General features: G+C 72.6%; 18 protein-coding genes. 7 read left to right on the forward strand and 11 right to left on the reverse strand.

Translation table 11 applies throughout. From position 1 onward, the window contains the following. Window positions 1–62: 62 nt before the first annotated feature. The 6 genes from U870_RS0118280 to U870_RS0118305 all read right to left on the reverse strand — a co-directional run bounded on the left by U870_RS0118280 (window position 63) and on the right by U870_RS0118305 (window position 7,048). The gene (locus tag U870_RS0118280) at window positions 63–1,292 is read right to left on the reverse strand and encodes a multidrug effflux MFS transporter (protein ID WP_025158820.1); all 1,230 of its coding nucleotides are present in this window, start codon (window positions 1,290–1,292) and stop codon (window positions 63–65) included. 309 nt (window positions 1,293–1,601) lie between these two features. Then, window positions 1,602–2,786, reverse strand: a complete 1,185-nt coding sequence (locus U870_RS0118285) for an ROK family protein (RefSeq protein WP_025158821.1) — start codon at window positions 2,784–2,786, stop codon at window positions 1,602–1,604. 78 nt (window positions 2,787–2,864) lie between these two features. Next, window positions 2,865–3,962 carry a Gfo/Idh/MocA family protein gene (locus tag U870_RS0118290; protein WP_025158822.1) on the reverse strand — a complete coding sequence of 366 codons (1,098 nt, stop codon included), beginning with the start codon at window positions 3,960–3,962 and terminating at the stop codon, window positions 2,865–2,867. Next, the gene (locus U870_RS0118295) at window positions 3,947–4,639 is read right to left on the reverse strand and encodes a ThuA domain-containing protein (protein WP_025158823.1); all 693 of its coding nucleotides are present in this window, start codon (window positions 4,637–4,639) and stop codon (window positions 3,947–3,949) included. Before U870_RS0118295 ends, U870_RS0118290 begins: the two co-directional genes overlap by 16 nt. 22 nt (window positions 4,640–4,661) lie before the next feature. Further along, window positions 4,662–5,849, reverse strand: coding sequence for a Gfo/Idh/MocA family protein (locus U870_RS0118300; protein WP_029947822.1), 1,188 nt, complete (start codon window positions 5,847–5,849; stop codon window positions 4,662–4,664). Window positions 5,850–6,025: 176 nt separating this feature from the next. Then, complete coding sequence (locus U870_RS0118305; RefSeq protein ID WP_029947823.1) at window positions 6,026–7,048, reverse strand: LacI family DNA-binding transcriptional regulator; 1,023 nt, start codon at window positions 7,046–7,048, stop codon at window positions 6,026–6,028. A 26-nt stretch (window positions 7,049–7,074) separates the two neighbouring features. On the opposite strand from U870_RS0118305, the gene U870_RS0118310 reads away from it, so the two are divergent. Next, complete coding sequence (locus U870_RS0118310; RefSeq protein WP_025158826.1) at window positions 7,075–8,049, forward strand: acetylxylan esterase; 975 nt, start codon at window positions 7,075–7,077, stop codon at window positions 8,047–8,049. 370 nt (window positions 8,050–8,419) lie between these two features. Here U870_RS0118310 and U870_RS0118315 read toward each other — a convergent pair whose 3' ends face one another. Next, a complete protein-coding gene (locus U870_RS0118315; RefSeq protein ID WP_025158827.1) occupies window positions 8,420–9,415 on the reverse strand; it encodes a LacI family DNA-binding transcriptional regulator in 996 nt (331 codons plus the stop codon). 172 nt (window positions 9,416–9,587) lie between these two features. Between U870_RS0118315 and U870_RS0118320 the strand changes: the two genes are divergently transcribed. The 6 genes from U870_RS0118320 to U870_RS0118345 all read left to right on the forward strand — a co-directional run bounded on the left by U870_RS0118320 (window position 9,588) and on the right by U870_RS0118345 (window position 17,965). After that, complete coding sequence (locus tag U870_RS0118320) at window positions 9,588–10,874, forward strand: ABC transporter substrate-binding protein (RefSeq protein WP_025158828.1); 1,287 nt, start codon at window positions 9,588–9,590, stop codon at window positions 10,872–10,874. Between the two features lie 43 nt (window positions 10,875–10,917). Next, complete coding sequence (locus U870_RS0118325; RefSeq protein ID WP_240183755.1) at window positions 10,918–11,916, forward strand: carbohydrate ABC transporter permease; 999 nt, start codon at window positions 10,918–10,920, stop codon at window positions 11,914–11,916. Beyond that, the gene (locus U870_RS0118330; protein ID WP_025158830.1) at window positions 11,913–12,788 is read left to right on the forward strand and encodes a carbohydrate ABC transporter permease; all 876 of its coding nucleotides are present in this window, start codon (window positions 11,913–11,915) and stop codon (window positions 12,786–12,788) included. The genes U870_RS0118325 and U870_RS0118330 overlap by 4 nt, the downstream gene beginning before the upstream one ends. A gap of 58 nt (window positions 12,789–12,846) precedes the next feature. Beyond that, window positions 12,847–15,189 carry a beta-glucosidase gene (locus tag U870_RS0118335; RefSeq protein WP_025158831.1) on the forward strand — a complete coding sequence of 781 codons (2,343 nt, stop codon included), beginning with the start codon at window positions 12,847–12,849 and terminating at the stop codon, window positions 15,187–15,189. A gap of 48 nt (window positions 15,190–15,237) precedes the next feature. Next, complete coding sequence (gene xylA, locus U870_RS0118340; RefSeq protein ID WP_025158832.1) at window positions 15,238–16,428, forward strand: xylose isomerase; 1,191 nt, start codon at window positions 15,238–15,240, stop codon at window positions 16,426–16,428. A gap of 103 nt (window positions 16,429–16,531) precedes the next feature. Then, window positions 16,532–17,965: a xylulokinase gene (locus U870_RS0118345; RefSeq protein ID WP_025158833.1), complete on the forward strand. Its 1,434-nt coding sequence runs from the start codon at window positions 16,532–16,534 to the stop codon at window positions 17,963–17,965. Window positions 17,966–18,307: 342 nt separating this feature from the next. Here the strand turns inward: U870_RS0118345 and U870_RS0118350 are convergent, their stop codons facing one another. The 4 genes from U870_RS0118350 to U870_RS0118365 are packed head-to-tail and all read right to left on the reverse strand — an operon-like array spanning window position 18,308 to window position 22,761. Continuing rightward, entirely contained in the window at window positions 18,308–19,456 is a 1,149-nt protein-coding gene (locus U870_RS0118350; protein WP_043710388.1) for a glycerate kinase, read from the reverse strand. 58 nt (window positions 19,457–19,514) lie between these two features. Continuing rightward, entirely contained in the window at window positions 19,515–20,402 is an 888-nt protein-coding gene (locus U870_RS0118355; protein WP_025158835.1) for a sugar phosphate isomerase/epimerase family protein, read from the reverse strand. Next, window positions 20,399–21,625 carry a dihydrodipicolinate synthase family protein gene (locus U870_RS0118360; RefSeq protein ID WP_025158836.1) on the reverse strand — a complete coding sequence of 409 codons (1,227 nt, stop codon included), beginning with the start codon at window positions 21,623–21,625 and terminating at the stop codon, window positions 20,399–20,401. Before U870_RS0118360 ends, U870_RS0118355 begins: the two co-directional genes overlap by 4 nt. Further along, entirely contained in the window at window positions 21,622–22,761 is a 1,140-nt protein-coding gene (locus tag U870_RS0118365) for a Gfo/Idh/MocA family protein (protein ID WP_029947826.1), read from the reverse strand. The genes U870_RS0118360 and U870_RS0118365 overlap by 4 nt, the downstream gene beginning before the upstream one ends. Window positions 22,762–22,979: the final 218 nt, after the last annotated feature.

Here is a 22,979-nt window from a genome sequence, read left to right on the forward strand (position 1 = left end):
AGGTGAGTCGTTGCGGGTGCGCGGGGGTTCGCACCCGCAACGACTCACGTCTCGCGGGCCGGCTAGTGGGCGAGGGCGGGGACCGTGCGCGGGCGGACGATGAGCCAGAGGGCGGAGATGGAGACCAGGGCGCAGGCCGCCATCACGTATCCCATCGGGGCGGCGCTGCCGACGCCGAGGATGCCCACGATCGGCGAGACGATGCCGGCGATGCCGAAGTTGAGCGCGCCCAGGAGGCTGGCCGCCGTCCCGGCCTCGTGGCCGTGGTTGGCGAGCGCCAGCACCTGCACACAGGGGAAGCCGAATCCGCAGGCGGCGATGAAGAACCACAGCGGGATCGCCGTGCCCCACAGTCCGACGTGCGCCTGGTCGAGGACCACGATCACCACCGAGGCGACGAACATGACGACGGTCGAGACGGCCAGGATCCACTGCGGACCGAAGTACTTGGTGAGGCGGGAGGCGGACTGCACGCCGATGATGATGCCGATCGAGTTCACCGCGAACAGCAGACCGTACTCCTGGGCGTTGAACTTGTAGATCTCCTGGAAGATGAACGAGCTCGACGACAGGTAGGCGAACAGCCCGGTGAAGTTCGCTGCTCCGACGATGGCGATGCCGACGAAGACGCGGTCCGAGAGCACGGCCTTGTAGCGCTGGCCGACCGTCGAGTGGCCCGCGTCGTGGCGCCGGGCCTTGGGGAGCGTCTCCACGATCCAGAGGGAGACGCAGACGATGACGAACGCGCCGTAGACGGCGAGCACGACGAAGATGCCGCGCCACGGCATGACGAGCAGCAGCCAGGAGCCGATGACCGGGGCGAGCACCGGGGCGAGGCCGTTGACGAGGGCGAGGCGGCTCAGCATCCGGACGAGCGGGCGTCCGCCGAACAGGTCGCGGACCATCGCCATCGCGACGACACCGCCGGCCGCGGCGCCGATGCCCTGGAGAGCGCGCGCGACACCGAGCAGCTCGACGTTCGGCGCGATCGCCGCGCCGAGACAGGCGAGGATGTGGACGGCCGTCGACACGATGAGCGGCGTGCGGCGCCCGATCTTGTCGGACCAGGGGCCCACCAGCAGCTGCCCGAGGCCGAACCCGATGGTCGTGGCAGTCAGCGTCAGCTGGATCGCCGCGGTCGACACGCCGAAGTCGGACTGCAGCGTCGGCAGCGCGGGCAGATAGGTGTCGATCGTGAACGGGCCGAGCGCGGTGAGCGCGCCGAGGATCAGGATGTAGCTCAGGCGCTGGCGCCCGGAGAGCGAGTCGCCGGGATGCACGACGGTGGTCACGAAGAAGGTCCTTGCTGGGTCGGTGGGGCTGCGGGAGCGGTGGGGCGGGTGCGGGAGCGGATAGGGCTGCGGTGCGGGTGCGGCGTGCTCTGCACGAAGAAGCACCGCGCTGCGTTCGCGCGGTGCTCGCGTCCGATCGAAGACGAGAATCGAATCGATTCGACTCCGGGACACCATTCATCCTATCGCAGACGGCGCCCGAATGTTACCGTGCACATCCCCCGCGTTCCGGGGCCACCGTCGCCACCGAGACGGCGAACCATCCGCCGTCTCGGTGCGAAGCGGCGAACTGTTCGCCGTCTCGATGGGTCAGCCCGGGTGCGGGGCGGCGAGGAGGGGCGCGAAGGCCAGCTCGGCGGCGCCGATCAGGAGGATGTCGGCGCCGAGCCCGGCGCGGACGATCTGCAGGCGCTCGGCCGAGGCCGCGAGCGCCTGCTCCGCCACGAGGGCCGGAAGACGCTCGGGCGCGAGGGCGTGCAGCGCGCCGAGGAATCCGCCGAGCACGATCCGCTCGGGGGCGAAGACATTGGTCGCATTGCGCAGGGCCGTGGCGAGGAAGCCGAGCTGGCGGTCGACCTCCGCCGTGACGGCGGCGTCGCCGGAGCCGACCGCGTCCGCGAGGGCGCGCGCGAGCTCCTCGCTCTCGGCGGCGGCCATCCCGAGCACCCCGAGCAGGGCGCGCTGGCTGACTTCGGTCTCGAGGCAGCCGATCGCGCCGCAGTGGCACCGGGTGCCCGCAGAGTTCACGAGGGTGTGGCCGAGCTCCCCCGCATAGCCGCTGATGCCGGTGAGCGGCACGCCGCCGACGATGACGCCGGCCCCGATCCCGGAGGCGCCGCCGTTCAGATAGACGAGGTCGGAGGCTCCCCGCCCGGCGCCGAAGACCCGCTCGGCGTTGGCGCCCAGGCCGGCGTCGTTCGCGGCGCGCACGGGAAAGCCGGTGGCAGCGGACAGCTCGGCGGCGAACGGCTCCTCCGCCCACTCGAGGTGCGGAGCGAGCCGCACGACCCCGTCCTCCTCCCGCACGAGACCGGGGACCGCGACACCGATGCCGACGACGCGGGAGGCCACGGCCAGGTCGGGACGCAGCCCGTCGATCACCGCGGCGGCGACGGCCACGGCCTCCTGCGCGGTCGGCACGTGCCCGGTGGGGAACCGCACCCGGCGGTGCACCACCGCGTCGAGCCCGACGACGCCGACGGTCACCGCATCGATCTCGGGGTTGACGGCGAGCGCCACGACCCGGCCGTCCGCGACGACGACCGGCGACGGCCGCCCGACCCGGTTGCTGGTCTCGGGCTCCCGCTCACGGACGAGCCCGTACTCCACCAGTTCCGCGACGAGCGCCCCCGTGGTCGACCGGTTCAGACCGGTCGCCTGGGTCAGCGCGGAGCGGGCCTGCGGACCGTCACGATGGACCAGCCCGAGCACCGCGGCGAGGTTGTGCCGCCGCACCGTGTCGAGGTTCGTCCCCGCCGTCGTCTTGCCGTTCATGGTCCCGAGTACTGTATTACAGCTCGGCGCGACCCCCGCTGGACGGTGCCGTCGCGCAGGCACCCACCGAGATCCCGCTCACCAGCTGTCCGGGCGCGCCCCCAGCGGCACCTCCTCCGGCCGCTCCACGGTCGACGCCACCTCGACGACCGCGTGCTCGCGGCCGGCGGTGAGGATGGATTCCATGATGTCGAGCACGTGGAAGGCCAGGTCGCCGGAGGCCCGGTGCGGCCGGTCGGTCTCGATGGCGCGTGCCAGGTCGGCCAGGCCGACGCCGCGGCCCGCGTCGGCGTAGCCCGCGGCGACGGGGACCTCACGGAACTCGCGGTCGTCGGCGGTCGCGACGAGCACCGGGTCGGAGAACCGGTTCGGGTCGGGCACGGCGATGCTGCCGGCGGTGCCATGCACCTCGAACAGCGGCAGGCGGGTCGCCCACACCTCGAACGAGACGGTGACGGTCGAGACGACCCCGGAGGCGTGCTCCAGGATGGCGGTCACGTGGGTGTCGACGTCGACCGGAACCGGCGTCCCGGCGAGCGGGCCGGTCGCGACCGTGCGTTCGCGCGCAGATCGGCCGGTGACCCCGGAGACGCGCACGACCGGGCCGAAGAAGGTGACCAGGCTCGTCAGGTAGTACGGCCCCATGTCGAACAGCGGGCCACCGCCCGGCTGATAGTAGAAGGCGGGCGCGGGATGCCAGAGCTCGTGGCCGGGGGCGCTCCAGGAGACGGCGGCGCCGACGGGCGCGCCGATGCGGCCCGCGTCGATGACGGCGCGCGCCGTCTGGATCCCGGTGCCGAGCACGGTGTCCGGAGCGCTGCCGACGCGCAGCCCGCGCTCGGCCGCGCGGGCGAGCACGGGGGCGGCTTCGGCCGTCGCGAGGGCGAGCGGCTTCTCGCCGTAGACGTGCTTGCCGGCATCGAGGGCGCGGAGGGCGACCTCGGCGTGCGCCTGCGGGATGGTCAGGTTGAGCACCGCGTCGATGCGCGGATCCCCGAGCAGGTCGTCCACGGAGACCCCGCGGACGCCCTGCGCCTCCCCCACGGCGGCGGCACGGGCGACGTCGAGGTCGGCGACCGCCTCCAGCCGCAGGCCGGGGAGGGTCGGGAACGCGGCGAAGTACTGGGCGCTGATGTTCCCGACGCCGATGACGCCGATGCTCAGCGGGCGGCCCACAGCAGTCCCCTCTCGATGATGGTGCGGACCGGCTCGCTCGCGACGATCTCCAACCGGTGGCCGGGCGCGGAGACGAACACGCGCCCCTCGCCCCACTGGCGGGTCCAGATGGCGGGCGCGGTCACCGGACGGTTCCACGCGTCCCACGGCCGCACCTCTTGCGTGGTCGTGGCGAGAACGTCGTTGTACGCGTCCGAGAGCACCCAGTACTGCTCGCTGACCAGGTCGAAGTCGTCGATGCCCGCGGTGATGGGATGCGTGCGCCCGAGCTCGGTGATGTGCACGGTGTAGGGGATGTAGTTGTCGTCCTGGGCGCCGGTGCGCTCGGCCGGGTCCGTGCCCGCGTGGTGGGCGAACTGGCCGCCGATCATGTGCAGGTAGTCGGCGCTGTCGCGGTAGCTGTCGGCGATTCCGCCGTGCCAGCCCGCCAGGCCGGTGCCGTTCAGCACGGCGCGCTGCAGCCCGGCCAGCTCGGCCGGCTCGATGGTGCTCATGGTGTTGATCTGGAGGACGAGATCGACGGTGTCCATGAACGCCGTGTCGGCGTACACGACGGGCGACTCCTCGACGCGCACGGAGAACCCGTTCGCCGCGAGGAAAGGGAGGAAGAGGTCCGTGGTCTCGACGGGCATGTGCCCGTCCCAGCCACCGCGGACGACGAGGGCCTGCTTGGTCATGGTTCCTTCCGTGGGCCGCGGGTCACGCGGTGGGGGTCCAGGCGCTGCCGGAGGCGGCGCTGCGGGTGACGGCGTCGAGGACGCGCTGGATGCGGAGGCCGTCCGCGAACGACGGCTCGGGGTCCTCCCCCGTGGCGACGGCGGTGACGAAGTCGACGACCTGATGGCTGAAGGCGTGCTCGTAGCCGATCGCGTGACCGGTCGGCCACCAGTTCGCCATGTACGGGTGCTCGGGCTCCGTCACGAGGATGCGGGTGAACCCCTGCTCCCCCGCCGGTGCGGTCGCGTCGCAGAACTGCAGCTCGTTCATCGCCTCCAGGTCGAAGGCGATCGCGCCGCGCGAACCGGAGAGCTCGATCCGCAGCGCGTTCTTGCGCCCGGTGGCGTAGCGGGTCGCCTCGAACGCGCCGATCGCACCCGCGGCGACCCCGCCCTCCAAGCGCGCCGTGAACCAGGCGGCGTCGTCGACGGTCACCTGCCCGCGCTCCTCCGACGCGGTTCCCGACAGCCCGACGGTCTCGCCGAGCAGAGGGCGCTCCTCCACGAACGTCGCGAGGGTGCCGGAGACGCTCGCCACCCGCGACCCCGTCAGGTGCTCGACCAGATCGATCGCGTGCGCGCCGATGTCGCCGAGCGAGCCCGATCCGGCCTGCTCCTTGTCGAGCCGCCACGTCATCGGACCCTCCTCGTCGGTGAGCCAGTCCTGCAGATAGAGGGCGCGCAGCTGCCGGATGACGCCGAGGCGGCCCTCGGCGATCAGGCGCCGGGCGAAGCCGATCGCCGGGACGCGACGGTAGCTGAAGCCCACCGTCGAGCGCACACCGCGGGCGGCCGCGCGCTCGGCCGCGGCGACCATGGTCTCCGCCTCCTCGACCGTGTTGGCCAGCGGCTTCTCGCACAGGACGTGCTTTCCTGCGTCGAGGGCGGCGATGGCGATCTGCGCGTGGGAGGCGCCGGGCGAGCAGATGTCGACGACATCGATCTCCGGGTCGTCGATCGCGCGGCGCCAGTCGGTCTCCGCCCGCTCCCAGCCGAACCTCCGACGCGCCGCCTCCACCCGCCCGGCATCGCGGCCGACGATGGTGCGCATGACCGGTTCGGCGGGCAGGTCGAAGAACCGCGGAGCGACCCGCCAGCCCTGCGAGTGGGCCGCGCCCATGAATCCGTAGCCGACCATCGCCACCCGCAGGCGGCCTGCCGCGTCCGTCATGCGTCCCACGCTCCCTCGCGTCTCGTCTCCGCGCGCCGTGCCTCCGCGCTGGGGCGACGCTAACGGCGGCTCGAAGCGGCCCGCAAGTTTCCGCGGCGGGATTGGAAAACTTTCGTGGATCGGGCAGCGGTCAGACGGCCGGCGGGGCAGCGGTCAGACGGCCGGCGGGGCGGCGGTCAGACGGCGGGCGGGGCGGTGGAGCTGCGCACCACGAGAGAGGTCGCCAGCTCCAGCCGGGTCGCCTCGGCCTCCCCCGCCCGCATCCGCAGCGCCAGCCGGGTGGCCGCCTCCGCCATCTCCTGCAACGGCTGCCGCACGGTGGTGAGGGGCGGACGCGCCCAGAGCGCCGGGCGCACATCGTCGAAGCCGACGACCGACACGTCCTCCGGGATGCGCAGCCCGAGGGCGGCGGCCGCGTCGTAGACGCCGAGCGCCTGCACGTCGTTCGCGGCGACGATCGCGGTCGGGCGCGCCGGGGAGCCGAGCAGTCGCCGCCCCTCCGCCTCTCCGGAGGCCTGGCCGAACGTGCCCACCCGGGCGAGCGCGGGATCGAAGGCGATCCCCACATCGGCGAGCGCCGACCGGTATCCGGCGACGCGGGCGCGCGAGCACATCAGGTCGGTGGGCCCGGAGATCACCCCGATGCGGGTGTGCCCGAGCTCGATCAGGTGACGCGTCGCCGCCACACCGCCCGCCCAGTTGGTCGCGCCGACGGCCGGCATGTCCGGCGGCGGGTCGCCCGCCGGGTCGACGACGACCACGGGGATGTTGCGGGTGCGCAGCTGCTTGCGGTGCACGGCCGTGAGATTCGAGAACTGCAGCACGACCGCGAGCGGCTTGCGCAGCAGCACCCCGGCGATCCACTCGTCGCCGAACCGGTGATGGTCGCCCAGCACGCTGAGCGTGAGCACCAGCCCGTTCTCGCGGGTGATGCGCTCGACCCCGCGGAGGATCTCGATGGACCACTCGCTGTCGATGCTCTCGACGACGACCTCCACCGTCCCGCCCCGCTCCGGGTCGAGACCGCGCCGGGCGTAGCCCGAGCGGTGCAGCAGGTCCTCCACCCGCTGGCGCGTGCCGGCGGAGACCCCGGGGCGCCCGTTGAGGACCTTCGAGACGGTCGAGAGCGACACCGCCGCCTCCCGCGCGATGGCCTCGAGCGTGGGACGCGCGGGGGCGGGGGCCGTGCGGTCTGGCATGCAGTCACTGTGCCACAATGTCGGCCATGCCTCTCTCCGACCTCACGCATGCCGAGCTGCTCGCCTACCGCCCGGAGGTCGACGAACCGGCCGACTTCGACGCGTTCTGGACCGGGACGCTGGCCGAGGCCCGGGCCGCGGGCGGACGCACCGACCGCGTCCCGGCCGAGACCCCGATCACGCAGCTGATCGTCGAGGACTTCACCTTCCCCGGCTTCGGAGGGGAGCCGGTGCGCGCCTGGATCACCCGGCCGCGCGACGCCGACGGTCCGCTGCCCGCCGTCGTGCAGTATCAGGGCTACGGCGGCGGCCGCGGCCTCCCCGGCGACAACCCGCTGTGGGCGCTCGCGGGATACGTCCACGTCATGGTGGACACCCGTGGACAGGGCAGTCGCTGGGGATCCGGCGGCGACACCCCCGATCCGCACGGCTCCGGACCGTCGATCCCCGGTTTCATGACGCGGGGCATCGAGGACCCGCGCGACTACTACTACCGCCGCGTCTTCACGGACGCGGTGCGGGCGGTCGACGCCGCACGCGACCTCCCCTTCGTCGACGGGGCGCGCATCGCCGTCACCGGCGGCAGCCAGGGCGGCGGGATCGCCATCGCGGCCGGGGCGCTGGCCGACGGCGTGGGCGCCGTGCTTCCCGACATCGCCTTCCTCTGCGCGTACCGGCGCGGCGCGGACGTGGCGGCGGAGGGCCCGTTCGTCGAGCTGGCCCAGTACCTCTCGGTCCACCGCGGCCGGGTGGACGAGGTCTTCCGCACCCTGTCGTACTTCGACGGCGTCAACTTCGCCCGCCGCATCCACGCGCCCGCACTGTTCTCGATCGCCCTGATGGACACGGTCGTGCCGCCGTCGACCACATTCGCCGCCTACAACCACCTCGCGTCCGCGGACCGCACCGTGGAGGCCTACGCGTTCAACAACCACGAGGGCGGAGGCACCGTGCACTGGCAGAAGCAGGCGGCCTGGCTGGCCGAGCGCTTCGCCGCCTGACCTGCGCCTGCCCCGCGCCGCGCCCGCGCCGCGCCGCGCCCGCTGCAGTTCGGGACGAACGCGGTAGCGACCGCTGCGGTTCGGGACGAACGCGGTGCGGCGCCGCACGGCAAACGTCCCGAGACACCGCGGTCGCACCCACACCGCGGTCGCACGCGCACCGTAGCCGGCCGGCGCGCGCGGCCGCGACCGCTGCGGTTCGGGGCGAACGCGGTAGCGACCGCTGCGGCTCGGGACGAACGCGATAGCGACCGCTGCGGTTCGGGACGAACGCGGTACGGCGCCGCACCGCAAACGTCCCGAGACACCGCGGTAACGCGGGCGCACCGCGCCCGGACGGCGGCGGTCACGCGGGCGCGCCCGCGGCGCGTCAGCGCGGGGGTGCGGTGGTGCCGCGCTCGACGAGGCGGGTGGGCAGCACGAGCTGCGTCTTCTCCGGGGTCTCCCCCGCCAGGAGCGCGGTCAGCAGGCCCACGGCCGCCGCGCCGAGCTGCTGGATGGGTTGGCGGACGGTCGTCAGCGGCGGAACGGACTGCACCGCCTCGGGGATGTCGTCGAAGCCGACGACGGACAGGTCGCGCGGCACCTGGAGGCCGAGCTCGGCCGCGACGTCGAGCACCGCGATGGCGGAGAGGTCGTTGGCGGCGAACACCGCGGTGGGCCGGTCCGGCCCGGCGAGCAGCCGCTTGGCCGCCCCGCGCCCGGTGTCCTGCTCGTACCGGCCGACCGCGACCAGGTCGGGGTCGAACGCGATGCCGGCCTCCCCCAGGGCGCGCCGGTAGCCCGCATCGCGCAGTCCGGAGGAGCGCAGATCCGGCCGCCCGGCGACGAAGCCGATGCGGCGGTGCCCGAGGCCGATCAGGAACTGGGTGGCGTGGCGGGCCCCGCCGAAGCTGTCGGACTCGACGGTGGGCAGGTCCGCGCGCCCGGTGTGCGGGTCGATCGCGACGATGGGGACGTCGGCGGAGACGTTCACCACCGTCGGGGTGACCATGATCACCCCGTCGATCAGCGTCCCGCTCAGCCGGCTGAGCGAGCGGCGCTCCCACCCCTCGGGCGAGAGCTGACGCGAGCCGCTGTAGGCCAGGAGGTCGTAGCGCGAGTCGTGCAGGGCCGCGCCGACGCCTTTCAGGATCTCGGCGCTGAACGGCTCGAAGTCGGCCACGAGCACGCCGATCACCCCGGTCCGCCGCGACCGCATGCTGCTCGCCACCAGGCTGGACTCGTAGCCGAGCTCCTCCACGACCTGCAGCACGCGCTCCACGGTGGCGACGGCGACGCCGTAGCGGCCGTTCACGGCCTTGGAGACCGTCGCCACCGAGACGCCGGCGGCGGCGGCGACGTCGTTGATCGTGGGGCGGCTCATGGAGCGCGAGCCTAGCACCGGAAAACGCTCTTGAAAACGATATTGAAAACGTTTGACACCCCTTCGGCCGATTGTCACACTGAGGACCGCCGGGATGCCCTCCCGGACCCCTGACACCACCACGGCGCCCCTCCTGCGGCGCCACTCAACGAAGAGAACGGGTTGGAATCACATGAAAGCCAAGAAACTCCTCATCGGAGCTTCGGTCGTCGCAGCCGGCGCGCTCGCGCTGAGCGGCTGCAGCGGCACGTCCGACGGCTCCGGGGACGGCAAGGTCACCATGACGCTGTGGCAGAACTCGACCACGGGCCCCGGCCAGGACTTCTGGAAGAACGCGGCGGCCGGGTTCGAGAAGGAGAACCCGAACGTCACGATCAAGATCCAGGCGATCCAGAACGAGGACCTGGACGGCAAGCTCCAGACCGCACTGAACTCGGGCGACGCCCCGGACATCTTCCTGCAGCGCGGCGGCGGCAAGATGGCGGCGATGGTCCAGGCCGGCCAGCTCATGGACATGACGGACAAGATCAGCGCCGACACGAAGAAGGTCATCTCCGACGGATCGTTCAAGTCGGAGACCTACCAGGACAAGGTGTGGGCCATGCCCATCTCCGTGCTCCCCGGCGGCCTCTGGTACAGCAAGGACCTCTTCACCGCGGCCGGGATCACCGAGGCTCCCGCCACCATCGACGACCTCAACGCCGACGTCACGAAGCTGAAGGCGACGGGCGTGGCCCCGATCGCGCTCGGCGCGAAGGACGCCTGGCCCGCCGCGCACTGGTACTACTGGTTCGCGCTGCGCGAGTGCGCCCCGGCGACGATGGAGAAGACGGCCGACTCGAAGAGCTTCTCGGACCCGTGCTGGCTCAAGGCCGCGCAGGACCTGCAGGACTTCTCCGACACCAAGCCGTTCAACGACGGCTTCCTGACCACCTCCGCCCAGCAGGGCGCATCCAGCTCGGCCGGGCTGCTCGCCAACCACAAGGCGGCGATGGAGCTCATGGGCGCCTGGGACCCGGGAGTGATCGCCTCCCTCACCCCCGACGAGAAGCCCCTGCCCGACCTCGGCTTCTACCCGTTCCCGGAGCTCTCCGGCGGCAAGGGAGAGCCCGGGTCGATCATGGGCGGCGTCGACGGCTACTCGTGCTCGGTGAAGGCGCCGAAGGAGTGCGCGGACTTCCTCAACTACCTCGCCACGACCCCGGTGCAGACCGACTACTACAAGGCGTTCAACGCGCCGCCGGTGAACACCGAGGCCCAGAAGGCGGTCACCGAGCCCTACCTGCAGGACGTGCTCTCCGCCTACAACAAGGCGCCGTTCGTCTCGCAGTGGCTGGACACCGTGCTCGGCCAGAACGTCGGCAACGCGCTCAACGTCGCGGTCGTCGACATGCTGGCGGGCAAGAGCGACGCCAAGGGCCTCGTCCAGGCCGCGAACGACGCCGCCAAGAAGGGCTGAGGACACGCCCGTGAGCAACACCCGCGAGACGACCTCGGCTCTCCTGCCGGATCTCGCGCAGCACAGCGGGGGCGCCGTCGCGGCGCCCCCGCCGTCGCCGCGCCGCCGCCGCGGTCTCGGCTGGGCCGGCCGGGCGGAGATCCTCCTGCTGGTCGGCCCGGCCGTCCTCGTCTTCCTCGCCTTCGTGATCTTCCCGGTGGCGATGGCGGCGTACTACGGCTTCTTCCGCTGGGCGGGCTACGGACCGCCCACCGACTTCGTCGGCCTGCAGAACTACATCGTCATCCTGACCGACCCCGCCTTCCTCGACGCGCTGGGGCACAACGCCTTCATCGTCGTGATGTCGCTGGTGCTGCAGGGGCCGGTCGCCATCCTGCTGGCCCTGCTCCTCAACCGACGGATGCGCGGGCAGTCGATCATCCGCGTCCTCATCTTCGTGCCGTACGTGATCTCGGAGGTCGTCGTCGGCACCGGCTGGAGCCTCATGCTCCAGACCAACGGCGCCCTGAACGGGCTGCTGGACAACCTCGGCCTCGGCTGGGTGGCGCACGACTGGCTCTCCGACCCGAACATCGCGATCTGGACGCTGATGGGCATCCTGACGTGGAAGTACATCGGGTTCGCCGTCATCCTCTTCCTCGCCGGGCTGCAAGGCGTGCCCGAGGAGCTCTACGAGGCCGCCGCTCTGGACGGGGCATCGTACTGGCAGATCCAGCGCCGGATCACGCTGCCGCTGCTGGCGCCGACGCTGCGCATCTGGGCGTTCCTCTCGGTGATCGGGGCCCTGCAGCTGTTCGACCTGGTCTACATCATCTGGGGCCAGTACGTGGCCTCCACTGCCGGCACCTCGACGATGGCCACCTACATGGTGGCCAACGGCCGCAACGCGGGCAACTACGGCTACGGCAACGCGGTGGCCGTCGTCATCTTCCTGATCTCGCTCGTCGTCGCGCTCATCTACCAGCGCTTCGTCCTGCGTCGCGACACCGCCGGGGCTCTAACGGAGGCCAAGGCTCCCCGAACCGGAAGGACGGTCCGATGACCGCCGTCACCCTCGCCCGGAAGACGGGCACCGCCCGCAAGGCCACGCGCGGCCGCCTGCCCTGGGGCTCGCCCACGGTGTACTTCGTCGCCCTGATCGTGATCACGCTGATGCTGGCGCCGATCGCGTACATCATCATCGGCGGGTTCCGCACCAACGCCCAGATCACGGTCGACCCGGCCGGACTGCCGAACCCGTGGAACCCGGGCAACTACCTGAACGTCCTCACCGGGGGCGTCTTCTGGCGTCAGGTGCTCAACTCCACGATCGCCGCGCTCACGACCACGATCGGCGCTGTCGGTCTCGGCCTGATGGCGAGCTACGTGCTCGCCCGGTACAGCTTCCGCGGTCGCGGAGCGCTGTACGCGCTCTTCGCCGCCGGGCTGATGTTCCCGATCACGGTCGCGATCACCCCGCTCTACATCGTGGTGCGCAACCTCGGGCTGATGAACTCGCTGGCCGGCGTGATCATCCCGCAGATCGCGTTCGCCCTGCCGACGACCATCATCATCCTGGTGCCGTTCCTGCGCGCGATCCCGGACGAGATCCAGGAGGCCGCGTTCATCGACGGCTGCAGCCGCCTGGGCTTCTTCTTCCGGATGGTGCTCCGGCTGTCGCTGCCGGGCGTCATCACCACGGGCATCCTCGCCTTCATCGGCAGCTGGAACAGCTACCTGCTCCCGCTGTTCATCCTGAACAACGAGGCCACCTTCACGCTGCCGCTCGGGGTGCAGGCGTTCTCGTCGCAATACTCCGTCGACACGGCGAAGGTGCTCGCCTTCACCTCCCTGTCGATGATCCCGGCTCTGATCTTCTTCAGCCTGTTCGAGCGCCGCATCGTCGGCGGCCTGACCGGCGCCGTCAAGGGCTGACGGCCCGGCACCGCCCGACCGCCCCGCAGAGAAACCGCAAGAGACTGTGAGTGAATCCATGACCGAAACCGCGCTCCCTCCCGTATCGGAACGCGTCCGCGCCCTGCTCGCGGAGATGACCCTCGACGAGAAGCTGGCGCAGCTGGTGGGGTACTGGGTCGACAAGGGCGACGAGCTGGTCGCCCCGATGGCGGGTGAGATGGGCAACCCCGGCCGCTACGAGGATGTGACCGCGAACGGCATCGGCCAGCTCACCCGGGTCTACGGCACCCGGCCCGTCGACCCGGTGGAGCGCGCGGAGTGGCTGTGGGCCGAGCAGCGCCGGCTGCGGCAGGAGACCCGGCTGGGCATCCCGGCCCTCGTGCACGAGGAGTGCCTGACCGGCCTCGCCGCGTGGAAGGCGGCCACGTTCCCGACCCCGCTCGCCTGGGGCGCGTCGTTCGATCCGGAGCTGGTGGAGCGGATGGCCGGGCTGATCGGCGCCTCGATGCGCGAGCTCGGCATCCATCAGGGCCTCGCCCCGGTGCTCGACGTCGTGCGCGACCCGCGCTGGGGCCGCGTCGACGAGTGCATCTCGGAGGACCCGTACGTCGTCGGGACGATCGGGACCGCCTACGTCCGCGGGCTGCAGGACGCGGGCATCCACGCGACCCTGAAGCACTTCGTCGGCTACTCGGCTTCGCAGTCCGGCCGCAACCACGCTCCCGTCCACGCCGGCCCGCGCGAGGTGCGCGACACCCTCCTTCCGCCGTTCGAGATGGCCGTGCGTGACGGCGGGGTGCGCTCGGTGATGAACTCCTACGCCGAGATCGACGGCATCCCGATGGCGGCGAACCCCGAATACCTGACCGGGGTGCTTCGCGACGAGTGGGGCTTCGACGGCGTCGTGGTCGCGGACTACTTCTCGGTCGCCTTCCTGCACACCATGCACGGGGTCGCCGCCGATCTGGGCGAGGCAGCGGGGCTCGCCCTGGCCGCCGGGATCGACGTGGAGCTGCCCACCGGCGACGCCTTCCTCGGGCCGCTCGCCCAGGCGGTGCGGGCGGGGGAGGTCGACGAGGCACTCGTCGACCGGGCCGTGCTGCGCGTGCTCGCCCAGAAGGAGGAGCTCGGTCTGCTCGACGAGGACTTCGGCACGCCGCCCACGACCATCGACCTCGACACCCCGGCGCACCGTGCGGTCGCCCGCCGGATGGCGCAGGAGTCCGTGGTGCTGCTGACCAACGACGGGACCCTCCCCCTCGGTCCGGCGCCCGCACGCCTCGCCGTCGTCGGACCCAACGCCGACACCGCCGAGGCCCTGATGGGCTGCTACTCGTTCGCCAACCACGTGCTCGCCCATCACCCGGAGGTCCCGCTCGGCTTCGAGATCCCGTCGGTGCTCGCCGGCCTGCGCGCGGAGTTCCCGGAAGCGGCCGTGGTGCACGAGCCGGGCTGCGCCGTCGAGGGCGACGACCGCGCGGGCATCCCGGCCGCGGTCGCCGCAGCGCAGGATGCCGACGTGGCGATCGTCGTCGTCGGCGACCGCGCCGGACTGTTCGGCCGGGGCACGGTCGGCGAGGGCAACGACGTGGAGAGCCTGGAACTGCCCGGTGTGCAGCGGGAGCTGGTCGAGGCCGTCGTCGGCACCGGGACGCCGGTGATCGTCGTGGTGCTCTCCGGGCGCCCCTACGCCCTGTCGTGGGCGATCGAGGGAGCCTCGGCGCCCTCCGCCCTCGTCCAGTCGTTCTTCCCCGGTGAGGAGGGCGCGGCCGCCATCGCCGCGATCGTCTCGGGAGCCGCCTCCCCCAGCGGACGGCTGCCCGTCTCGCTGCCGCGGTCGGCGGGGGCGCAGCCGTACTCCTACCTCCACCCCGCGCTCGGCGGCCCGAACGAGATCACGAGCGCCGACAGCACGCCGGCCCTGCCCTTCGGCCACGGGCTGACCTACACGGCCTTCGCGCACACGGAGCTGGAGGTGGATGCCGACGTGCCGGCGGGCGGGTCGTTCACCGCGCGCGTCCGCGTCGCCAACACCGGCGAGCGCCGCGGGACGGATGTGGTCCAGCTCTACGCGCACGACGTCCACGCCAGCGCGACCCGGCCGGTCGCCCAGCTCCTCGGCTACGCCCGGGTCGAGCTGGACGCCGGGGAGGTGGCGGAGGTGCGGTTCGACGTCCCGACTGCTCGCCTCGCCTTCACCGACCGCTCGTTGCGGAGGATCGTGGAGCCGGGTGCGATCGATCTGTGGGTGGGCCCGTCGTGCGGCGAGCGCGAGACCTCGGCCGCCCTGACCATCACCGGCGCGGTCCACCTCGTGACTCCGGAGGACGGCCGCATCGTCGCGACCGCGGTCGAGCGCGTCGGACTGACCTCCGCCCTCGCAGACGGGGGTCGCGGCGGACGCGATCTCCTGGTATAAGTTGACTGAAACAACAAATCACCGACGACGTTGAAGGAATCCAGAACCATGAGCCTCACCCCCACCCGCGCCGACAAGTTCTCGTTCGGACTGTGGACGATCGGCTACAACGGCACCGACCCGTTCGGCGGCCCCACCCGCCCCCCGCTCGATGTGGTCGAGGCGGTGACCAGGCTCAGCGAGCTCGGCGCCTACGGCCTCACCTTCCACGACGACGATCTCTTCGCCTTCGGCTCCACCGACGCCGAGCGGCAGAAGCAGATCGACCGGCTGAAGCAGGCCCTGGCCGACACCGGCCTGATCGTGCCGATGGTCACCACCAACCTCTTCAGCGCGCCGGTGTTCAAGGACGGCGGCTTCACCTCCAACGACCGCGCCGTGCGTCGCTTCGCTCTGCGCAAGGTGCTCCGCAACCTCGACCTCGCCGCCGAGCTGGGCGCGAAGACGTTCGTGATGTGGGGAGGCCGCGAGGGCGCCGAGTACGACTCGGCGAAGAACATCGGCGCCGCCCTCGAGCGCTACCGCGAGGCCGTCAACCTGCTCGGCGACTACGTCACCGACAAGGGCTACGACATCCGCTTCGCCATCGAGCCGAAGCCGAACGAGCCGCGCGGCGACATCCTGCTGCCGACCGTCGGGCACGCCCTCGCCTTCATCAACTCGCTGGAGCGCCCGGAGCTCGTCGGCCTCAACCCCGAGGTGGGCCACGAGCAGATGGCGGGCCTGAACTTCGCCGCCGGCATCGCGCAGGCGCTGTACCACGGCAAGCTCTACCACATCGACCTCAACGGGCAGCGCGGCATCAAGTACGACCAGGACCTCGTCTTCGGCCACGGCGACCTCCAGAACGCCTTCGCGCTCGTCGACCTGCTCGAGAACGGCGGCCCGAACGGCGGCCAGGCCTACGAGGGTCCGCGCCACTTCGACTACAAGCCGTCGCGCACCGAGGACGCCACCGGGGTCTGGGACTCCGCCGCGGCCAACATGCGCACCTACCTGCTGCTCAAGGAGCGGGCGGCGGCCTTCCGCGCCGACCCCGAGGTGCAGGAGGCGCTGGAGGCCGCCAAGGTGAACGAACTGTCGGAGACGACCCTCGGCGCCGGCGAGAGCTACGACGACCTGCTCGCCGACCGCAGCGCCTACGAGGACTTCGACGCGGGCGCGTACTTCGGCGCCAAGGGCTTCGGCTTCGTGCGCCTGCAGCAGCTGGCGCTCGAGCACCTCCTGAACGCCCGCTGACCCGCCCATCCGTGTGACACCATCGAGGTGCACGACGTGGCGTCCATTCCCCCGGAATGACGACCACGACGTGCACCTCGATCGATCGTGAGGACACAGTGACGTGACACTCGTCGCCGGCGTCGACTCCTCGACGCAGAGCTGCAAGGTGGTCGTGCGCGACCTGGAGACCGGCGCCCTCGTGCGCAGCGGCCGGGCCGCCCATCCCGACGGCACCGAGGTCGCGCCCTCCGCGTGGTGGGAGGCGCTGACCGCCGCCCTCGACGCCGCCGGCGGGCTGGACGACGTGGCCGCGATCTCCCTCGCCGGCCAACAGCACGGCATGGTCGTGCTCGACGCCTCCGGTCGGGTGGTGCGCGACGCGCTGCTCTGGAACGACACCCGCTCGGCGCAGGCTGCGCGCGACCTGATCGACGAGGTCGGTGCCGTCGCGTACGCGTCGCGGGTGGGCGTGGTGCCGGTGGCCTCCTTCACCGCGACCAAGCTGCGCTGGCTGCGGGATGCCGAACCGGCGAACGCCGCGCGCGTCGCCGCGGTGGCCCTCCCCCACGACTGGCTCACCTGGCGGCTGCGCGGCTACGGCCCGGCGGACGAGAGCCCCCTCGGACCGGACCTGGAGGCGCTCACGACGGACCGCTCGGACGCCAGCGGGACCGCGTACTGGAGCGCGGCCCACGAGGCGTACGACCTGGAGCTCTTCGAGCGGGCGCTCGGCCGGCCGGGCCGCGAGGCGGGGTCGCCCGCCTCTGCGGATGCGGTGGTGCTTCCGCGCGTCCTCGGACCGGGAGAGGCAGCGGGCAGCACCCCGTCCGGTGTGCTCGTCGGCCCCGGCGCCGGGGACAACGCAGGAGCCGCGCTGGGGCTGGGCGCGGCCGACGGCGACGTCGTCGTCTCCATCGGCACCAGCGGAACGGTCTTCGCCGTCACCGACGCGCCTGTCGCGGACGCCTCCGGAACGGTCGCCGGGTTCGCGGACGCGAGCGGACTGTCCCTCCCCCTGATCGCGACCCTCAACGCCGCCCGCGTGCTCGACGCCATCGCCCGGCTTCTCGGCGTCGACCATGACGGTCTCGCCGAGTTGGCCCTCACCGCCGAGCCGGGCGCGGGAGGCGTGGTGCTCGTGCCGTACTTCGAGGGGGAGCGCACCCCCAACCTCCCGGACGCGACAGCCGGCCTCCACGGGCTGACCCTCGCATCCACCACCCCCGCCAACCTCGCCCGCGCGGCGATCGAGGGGATGCTGTGCGGACTCGCCGACGGCCTCGACGCGGTGCGCGGGGTCGGTGTGAGGGAGCAGCGCATCCTGCTGATCGGCGGCGCGGCGCAGAACCCGGCCGTCGCGGCGGTGGCCGCGCAGGTGTTCGACGCCCCCGTCGTCATCCCCGCGCCCGGCGAGTATGTCGCCGACGGCGGGGCCGTCCAGGCGGCGTGGGCACTGACCGGCACGCGCCCCGCGTGGACGGTGGAAGCGGCAGCGCCGCTGCCGGTCGACACGCGCGCGGTGATCCGCGAGCAGTACGCGGCGGCGCGGCCGTAGGCCGTCGCGAACGGAGGAGATCCGGCCGATTCCCTGCTTGATCTCCTCCGTTCCCCGCCGCCACGCCGTCTACCGGCCCGGACCTCCTCCGTTGCCCGCCGTGCAGGCAGCGGAGGAGTTCGGCCGCGACTCACCGGCCCCGCGCAGGGAGCGGAGGTGATCGGGCCCCCTCGCGCGCGGATCGCCTCCGCACGCTGCGGCGGGGCTGCCGGGTATCTCCGGAGCCGAACCGCGACATGCCGCTCAGTTCTCCGTTCGAACGGTGAATCAGAGCCGACTCGCGCAGATCTCCGGAATTGCTGCGGCGGCCCGGGGCCGGGGCGGGCGGGTCAGCCGGGCGGGTCAGCCGGCGCGGGAGGCGAGGTCGGCGCCGGCGGCGCGGGCCCAGCGGAGCGGGTCCGCGATCGCGGCGGCGGAGCCTCCGGCGAGGTCCGCGAGGGCGACCGCGTCGGCGAAGTCGCTCGGTTCGGCGGTGATCGCGCCGGCCGCGAGCAGCACGGGGACTCCGGCCCGGCGCGCCAGCTCGGCGACATGCTCGGGTGCCTTGCCCGACGCGGACTGGCTGTCGTAGCGTCCCTCGCCCGTGATGACGAGGTCGGCGGACGCGATGCGCGCGGGCAGCCCGAGCGCCTCGGCGACGGCGGGCGCTCCCGGTGTCATGGCGGCGCCCCAGACGCGGAGGCCGAATCCGGTGCCCCCGGCAGCGCCGGTGCCTGGGTCGTCGACCGAGACAGCGATCCGCCCGGCCCCCTCGACCCGCTCTGCCCCCGCGACCCGCCCGCTCGCCGCCCGCAGCGCCTCCGCGAACCACGCCAACCCGGCGTCCAGCAGCGGCACATCCTCCGGCGCCGCACCCTTCTGCGGCCCGAACACGGCGGCCGCCCCCTGCGGACCCAGCAGCGGGTTGGTCACGTCGCTCAGGATGCGCACACCGCCGGACGGCAGCGGCCGCAGCCCCGACAGGTCGACGCGGGCGAGGGAGGCCAGTCCCCGGTTGCCGGGGACGACCGCGACACCGGAGCCGTCGAGGAGGCGAGCGCCGAGTGCGCTGAGCACGCCGGCTCCCCCGTCCGTCGAGGCGCTGCCGCCGATCGCCAGCAGCAGCGCGCTCGCGCCCGCGTCGAGGGCGGCGGCGATCGCCTGGCCGAAGCCGATCGTGTGCGCGTCGAAGGGAGCGGGTGCGCGCAGCAGGCCGAGTCCGCTGGTCTCGGCGAGCTCGACGACGGCGGTGCCGTCCGGCAGCTGCAGCCAGGTGGCGTCGACGAGGTCTCCCGACGGGCCGAGCACGCGGACGGGTCGACGGACGGCACCGGGGACGGCCGCGGCGAACGCGTCCAGCGTCCCTTCGCCTCCGTCGGCCGTCGGGGCGAGGACGAACTCGTCATCGGGGCGCACCTCCGCCCAGCCGGCGGCCAGCGCCGTGGCGACCTCCGCGGCCGACGCGGAGCCCTTGAACGAGTCCGGGGCGATGACGACGGTACGAGGGCTCACGTCGCCCACCCTGGCACACCTCGGGATACGGGGACAGCGGTCGACGCGGTCACGGCTTTCACACGGGCACAGCCCGCAGCGGGATGCTGCGCTCGAACGCCCGGACGGTGCGCTCGACGACCTCCACCGGGTCGGCCGCCCAGATCTCGGCGTTGAAGATCTCCACCTCGACATCGCCCGCGTAGCCGGTGGCGCCCACCGCCGCCGTGAGCGAGTCGAAGTCCACGTGGCCGTCGCCCATCATGCCCCGGGCGAGCAGCGCGTCCGCCGGGATCGGGGTGAGGAAGTCGCAGACCTGGTAGCTCGCGATGCGCCCGGCCGCCCCGGCGCGCGCGATCTGGTCGAGCACCTGCGGATCCCACCAGATGTGGAAGGTGTCCACCACCACGCCGACCGACGATGCAGGGAACGGCTCGGCGAGATCGATCGCCTGGCCGAGCGTCGAGACGACCGCACGGTCGGCGGCGTACATCGGGTGCAGCGGCTCGATGGCGAGGGTGACCCCGGCTGCGCGTGCGTCGGGCTCGAGCTCGGCGAGCGCGTCGGCGACCCGCCCGCGCGCGCCGATGAGATCCGTCGACCCCGCGGGGAGGCCGCCGGCGACGAGCACGAGCACGGCGGCGGACCCGGTGGCGCCGGCCGCGGCGAGCGCCGCCGTCTCCTCGATCGCGCGACGGTTCTCGTCGAGGGCGGCACGGCGCTCCGGCCCCTCGGGCACGGTGAAGAACCCGCCCCGGCAGAGGCTGGATACGCGGAGGCCGCTGTCGGCGACCATGCGCACCGCCTCCGCGAGGCCCACCTCCGCCACCGGCTCGCGCCAGAGGCCGATCGCCTCGACGCCAGCCGCCGCGGTGATCCGCAGGGCGTCGGCGAGGTTCGCGTACTTGATGGTCGCCTGATTGATCGACAGCCGCGACGGTGCCGCCGGGCGCGCGGGCGCGCTCACGCGTCCATCCCGTTCACGCGCACGAGATCGGTCCACCGCTGCGCGGCCAGCTCCGGCCGCTCGAGGGCACCGCAGGCTCCCGCGAGCCGCACGATCTCCGAGAGGTGCGGGAGGCTGCGTGCCGCGTGCATGCCGCCCACCATGGTGAAGGAGTCCTGGTGGCCGTTGAGCCAGGACAGGAAGGCGACCCCCGTCTTGTAGTAGTACGTCGGCGCCGCGAAGATCTGCCGCGACAGCGCCTCCGTCGGGCCGAGGATGCTGCGGTAGCGGGCCGCATCCCCGTCGTCGAGGGCGCGGATCGCGGCGGACGCGCTGGGGGCGAGCGCCGCGAACGCGCCGAGGAGGGCGTCCGAGTGCACCTCCCCGTCGCCTTCGATCAGGCCGACGTAGTTGAAGTCGTCGCCGGTGAACATCCGCACGCCCTCGGGCAGGCGCGAGCGCAGCGCGATCTCGGCGTCCGCGTCCAGCAGGCTCATCTTGATGCCGGCCACCGTGTCGCCGCCGGCCTCGATGATGCGCAGGACGGTGTCCGCGTCGCCGAAGTAGCCGGCGAGCGCGGGGTCGAACGCCTCGCCGAGCCAGTGCAGCACGACCGGGGCGCCGGCCGCGGCGAGCACCGCCCGGTACACGCGCTCGTAGTCGGCCGGGGACTGCGCGGCGCGGGCGAGGTGGCGGCTCGCCATGAGCACGACCCCTGCACCCGCATCCTCGGTGAAGTGGAGCTGCTCGACGTACGCGTCGATCACGGCGTCGAGTGTGATGACCGGCTCGTCCACGTGGTCGGTGTTCACGCCGGCCACGACGGACCCGCCGACCGTCCGCGCCTCGGCCGCACTGCGCGTGATGAGCTCGCGGGTCGCGGCCGCGTCGAGCCCCATGTTGCGCTGCGCGGTGTCCATCGCGTCCGCGACCCCGAGGCCCCAGCCGTAGACGTGACGGCGGAACGCGAGCGTGGCGTCCCAGTCGATCTCCGCGGGCGCGCCGGGCACGTTGTCGGCCCACGGCTTCGGGATGACGTGCGCGGCGGCGTAGGCGACGCGCGAACGCAGCGGCGACTCCGGACGCTCGGCGACCGCCGGGGCGAGCAGGTCGGCGGTGGAGGTCGTGCCGTCGACGTTCAGGAGGGGGACGGACCGCGCGGCGACCTCGGCATCCGGCACCGCCGCGGCGGTCGGCGCTGCGCCGGTCGTCGCTGCGCCGGTCGTCGCTGCGCCGACCGTCATCGGGCGACCTCGGGCAGGCGCACCGGGGCGAGGTCGATGCGGCGGCCCTCGCGCGACGAGCGGAGGCCCTCCTCGGCCAGCTGCACGCCGCGGGCGCCGGCGAGGAAGTCGAAGCGGTTGGGGGCGTCCTCGAGCACGTGGCGGAGGAACTCCTCCCACTGCGTCTTGAAGCCGTTCTCGAACACCTCGTTGGCCGGGGACTCGATCCAGTCGCCGTCGTAGTCGTGCTCGTCGGCGAGGTCGGGGTTCCACACCGGCTTGGGCGTCGCGTTGCGCGGCTGGATCTTGCAGCCGAACAGGCCGACGACGGCGCTGCCGTGGGTGCCGTCCACCTGGAACTCGACCAGCTCGTCGCGGTTCACGCGCGTCGTCCAGCTGGAGTTGAGCTGCGCGGTCACGCCCCCGGCGAGCTGGAAGATCGCATAGGCCGCGTCGTCCGCGGTCGCCGCATACGGGTGCCCCTGCTCGTCGACGCGCTCGGGGATCTCGGTGACCGCCTGCGCGTACACCGACTCCACCCGGCCGAAGAGGTTCTCGAGCACGTAGCTCCAGTGCGGGAACATGTCGACGACGATGCCGCCGCCGTCCTCCGCACGGTAGTTCCAGCTGGGGCGCTGCGCCGCCTGCCAGTCGCCCTCGAACACCCAGTACCCGAACTCGCCGCGCACCGAGAGGATGCGGCCGAAGAATCCGGAGTCGATGAGGCGCTTGAGCTTGCGCATCCCGGGCAGGTAGAGCTTGTCGTGCACGACGCCGTTCTTGATGCCGGCCTCCTCGGCCAGGCGGGCGAGCTCGAGCGCCTCCTCGAACGACTCGGCGGTCGGCTTCTCGGTGTAGATGGCCTTGCCGGCGGCGATCGCCTTGCGGATCGCCGTGCTGCGCGCCTTCGTCACGAGGAAGTCCGCGTAGATCTGCCAGCGGTCGTCCGCCAGCGCGGCGTCGAGGTCGGTCGTGTAGTGCTCGATGCCGTGCCGCCGCGCGAGCTCGGCCAGCTTCTCCTCGCTGCGCCCGACCAGGATCGGCTCGACCTGCACGCGCGTGCCGTCGGAGAGCAGCACGCCGCCCTGCTCCCGGATGGCGAGGATCGACCGCACCAGGTGCTGCCGGTAGCCCATGCGCCCGGAGACGCCGTTCATGATGATGCCGATCGACGACACGTGTACTCCCTTGTGCTCTGCGTGCGGTGTCGCGCTCCCGGGTCACGATGGAAAGCGCTTACCCGACGGTACCCTGCCCGCCCGCCGCCACGCAACCCTCGCCCACCCCACGCCCTGCGCCCTGCGCCCTGCGCCCTCCGCCCTCCGCCCTCCGCCCTCCGCCGCCGAGGTTCACGTTGTTGCGGCCATGAGCGCCG

The sequence above is a fragment of the Leifsonia aquatica H1aii genome, from assembly GCF_000633535.1.
Classification (GTDB): domain Bacteria; phylum Actinomycetota; class Actinomycetes; order Actinomycetales; family Microbacteriaceae; genus Leifsonia; species Leifsonia aquatica_A.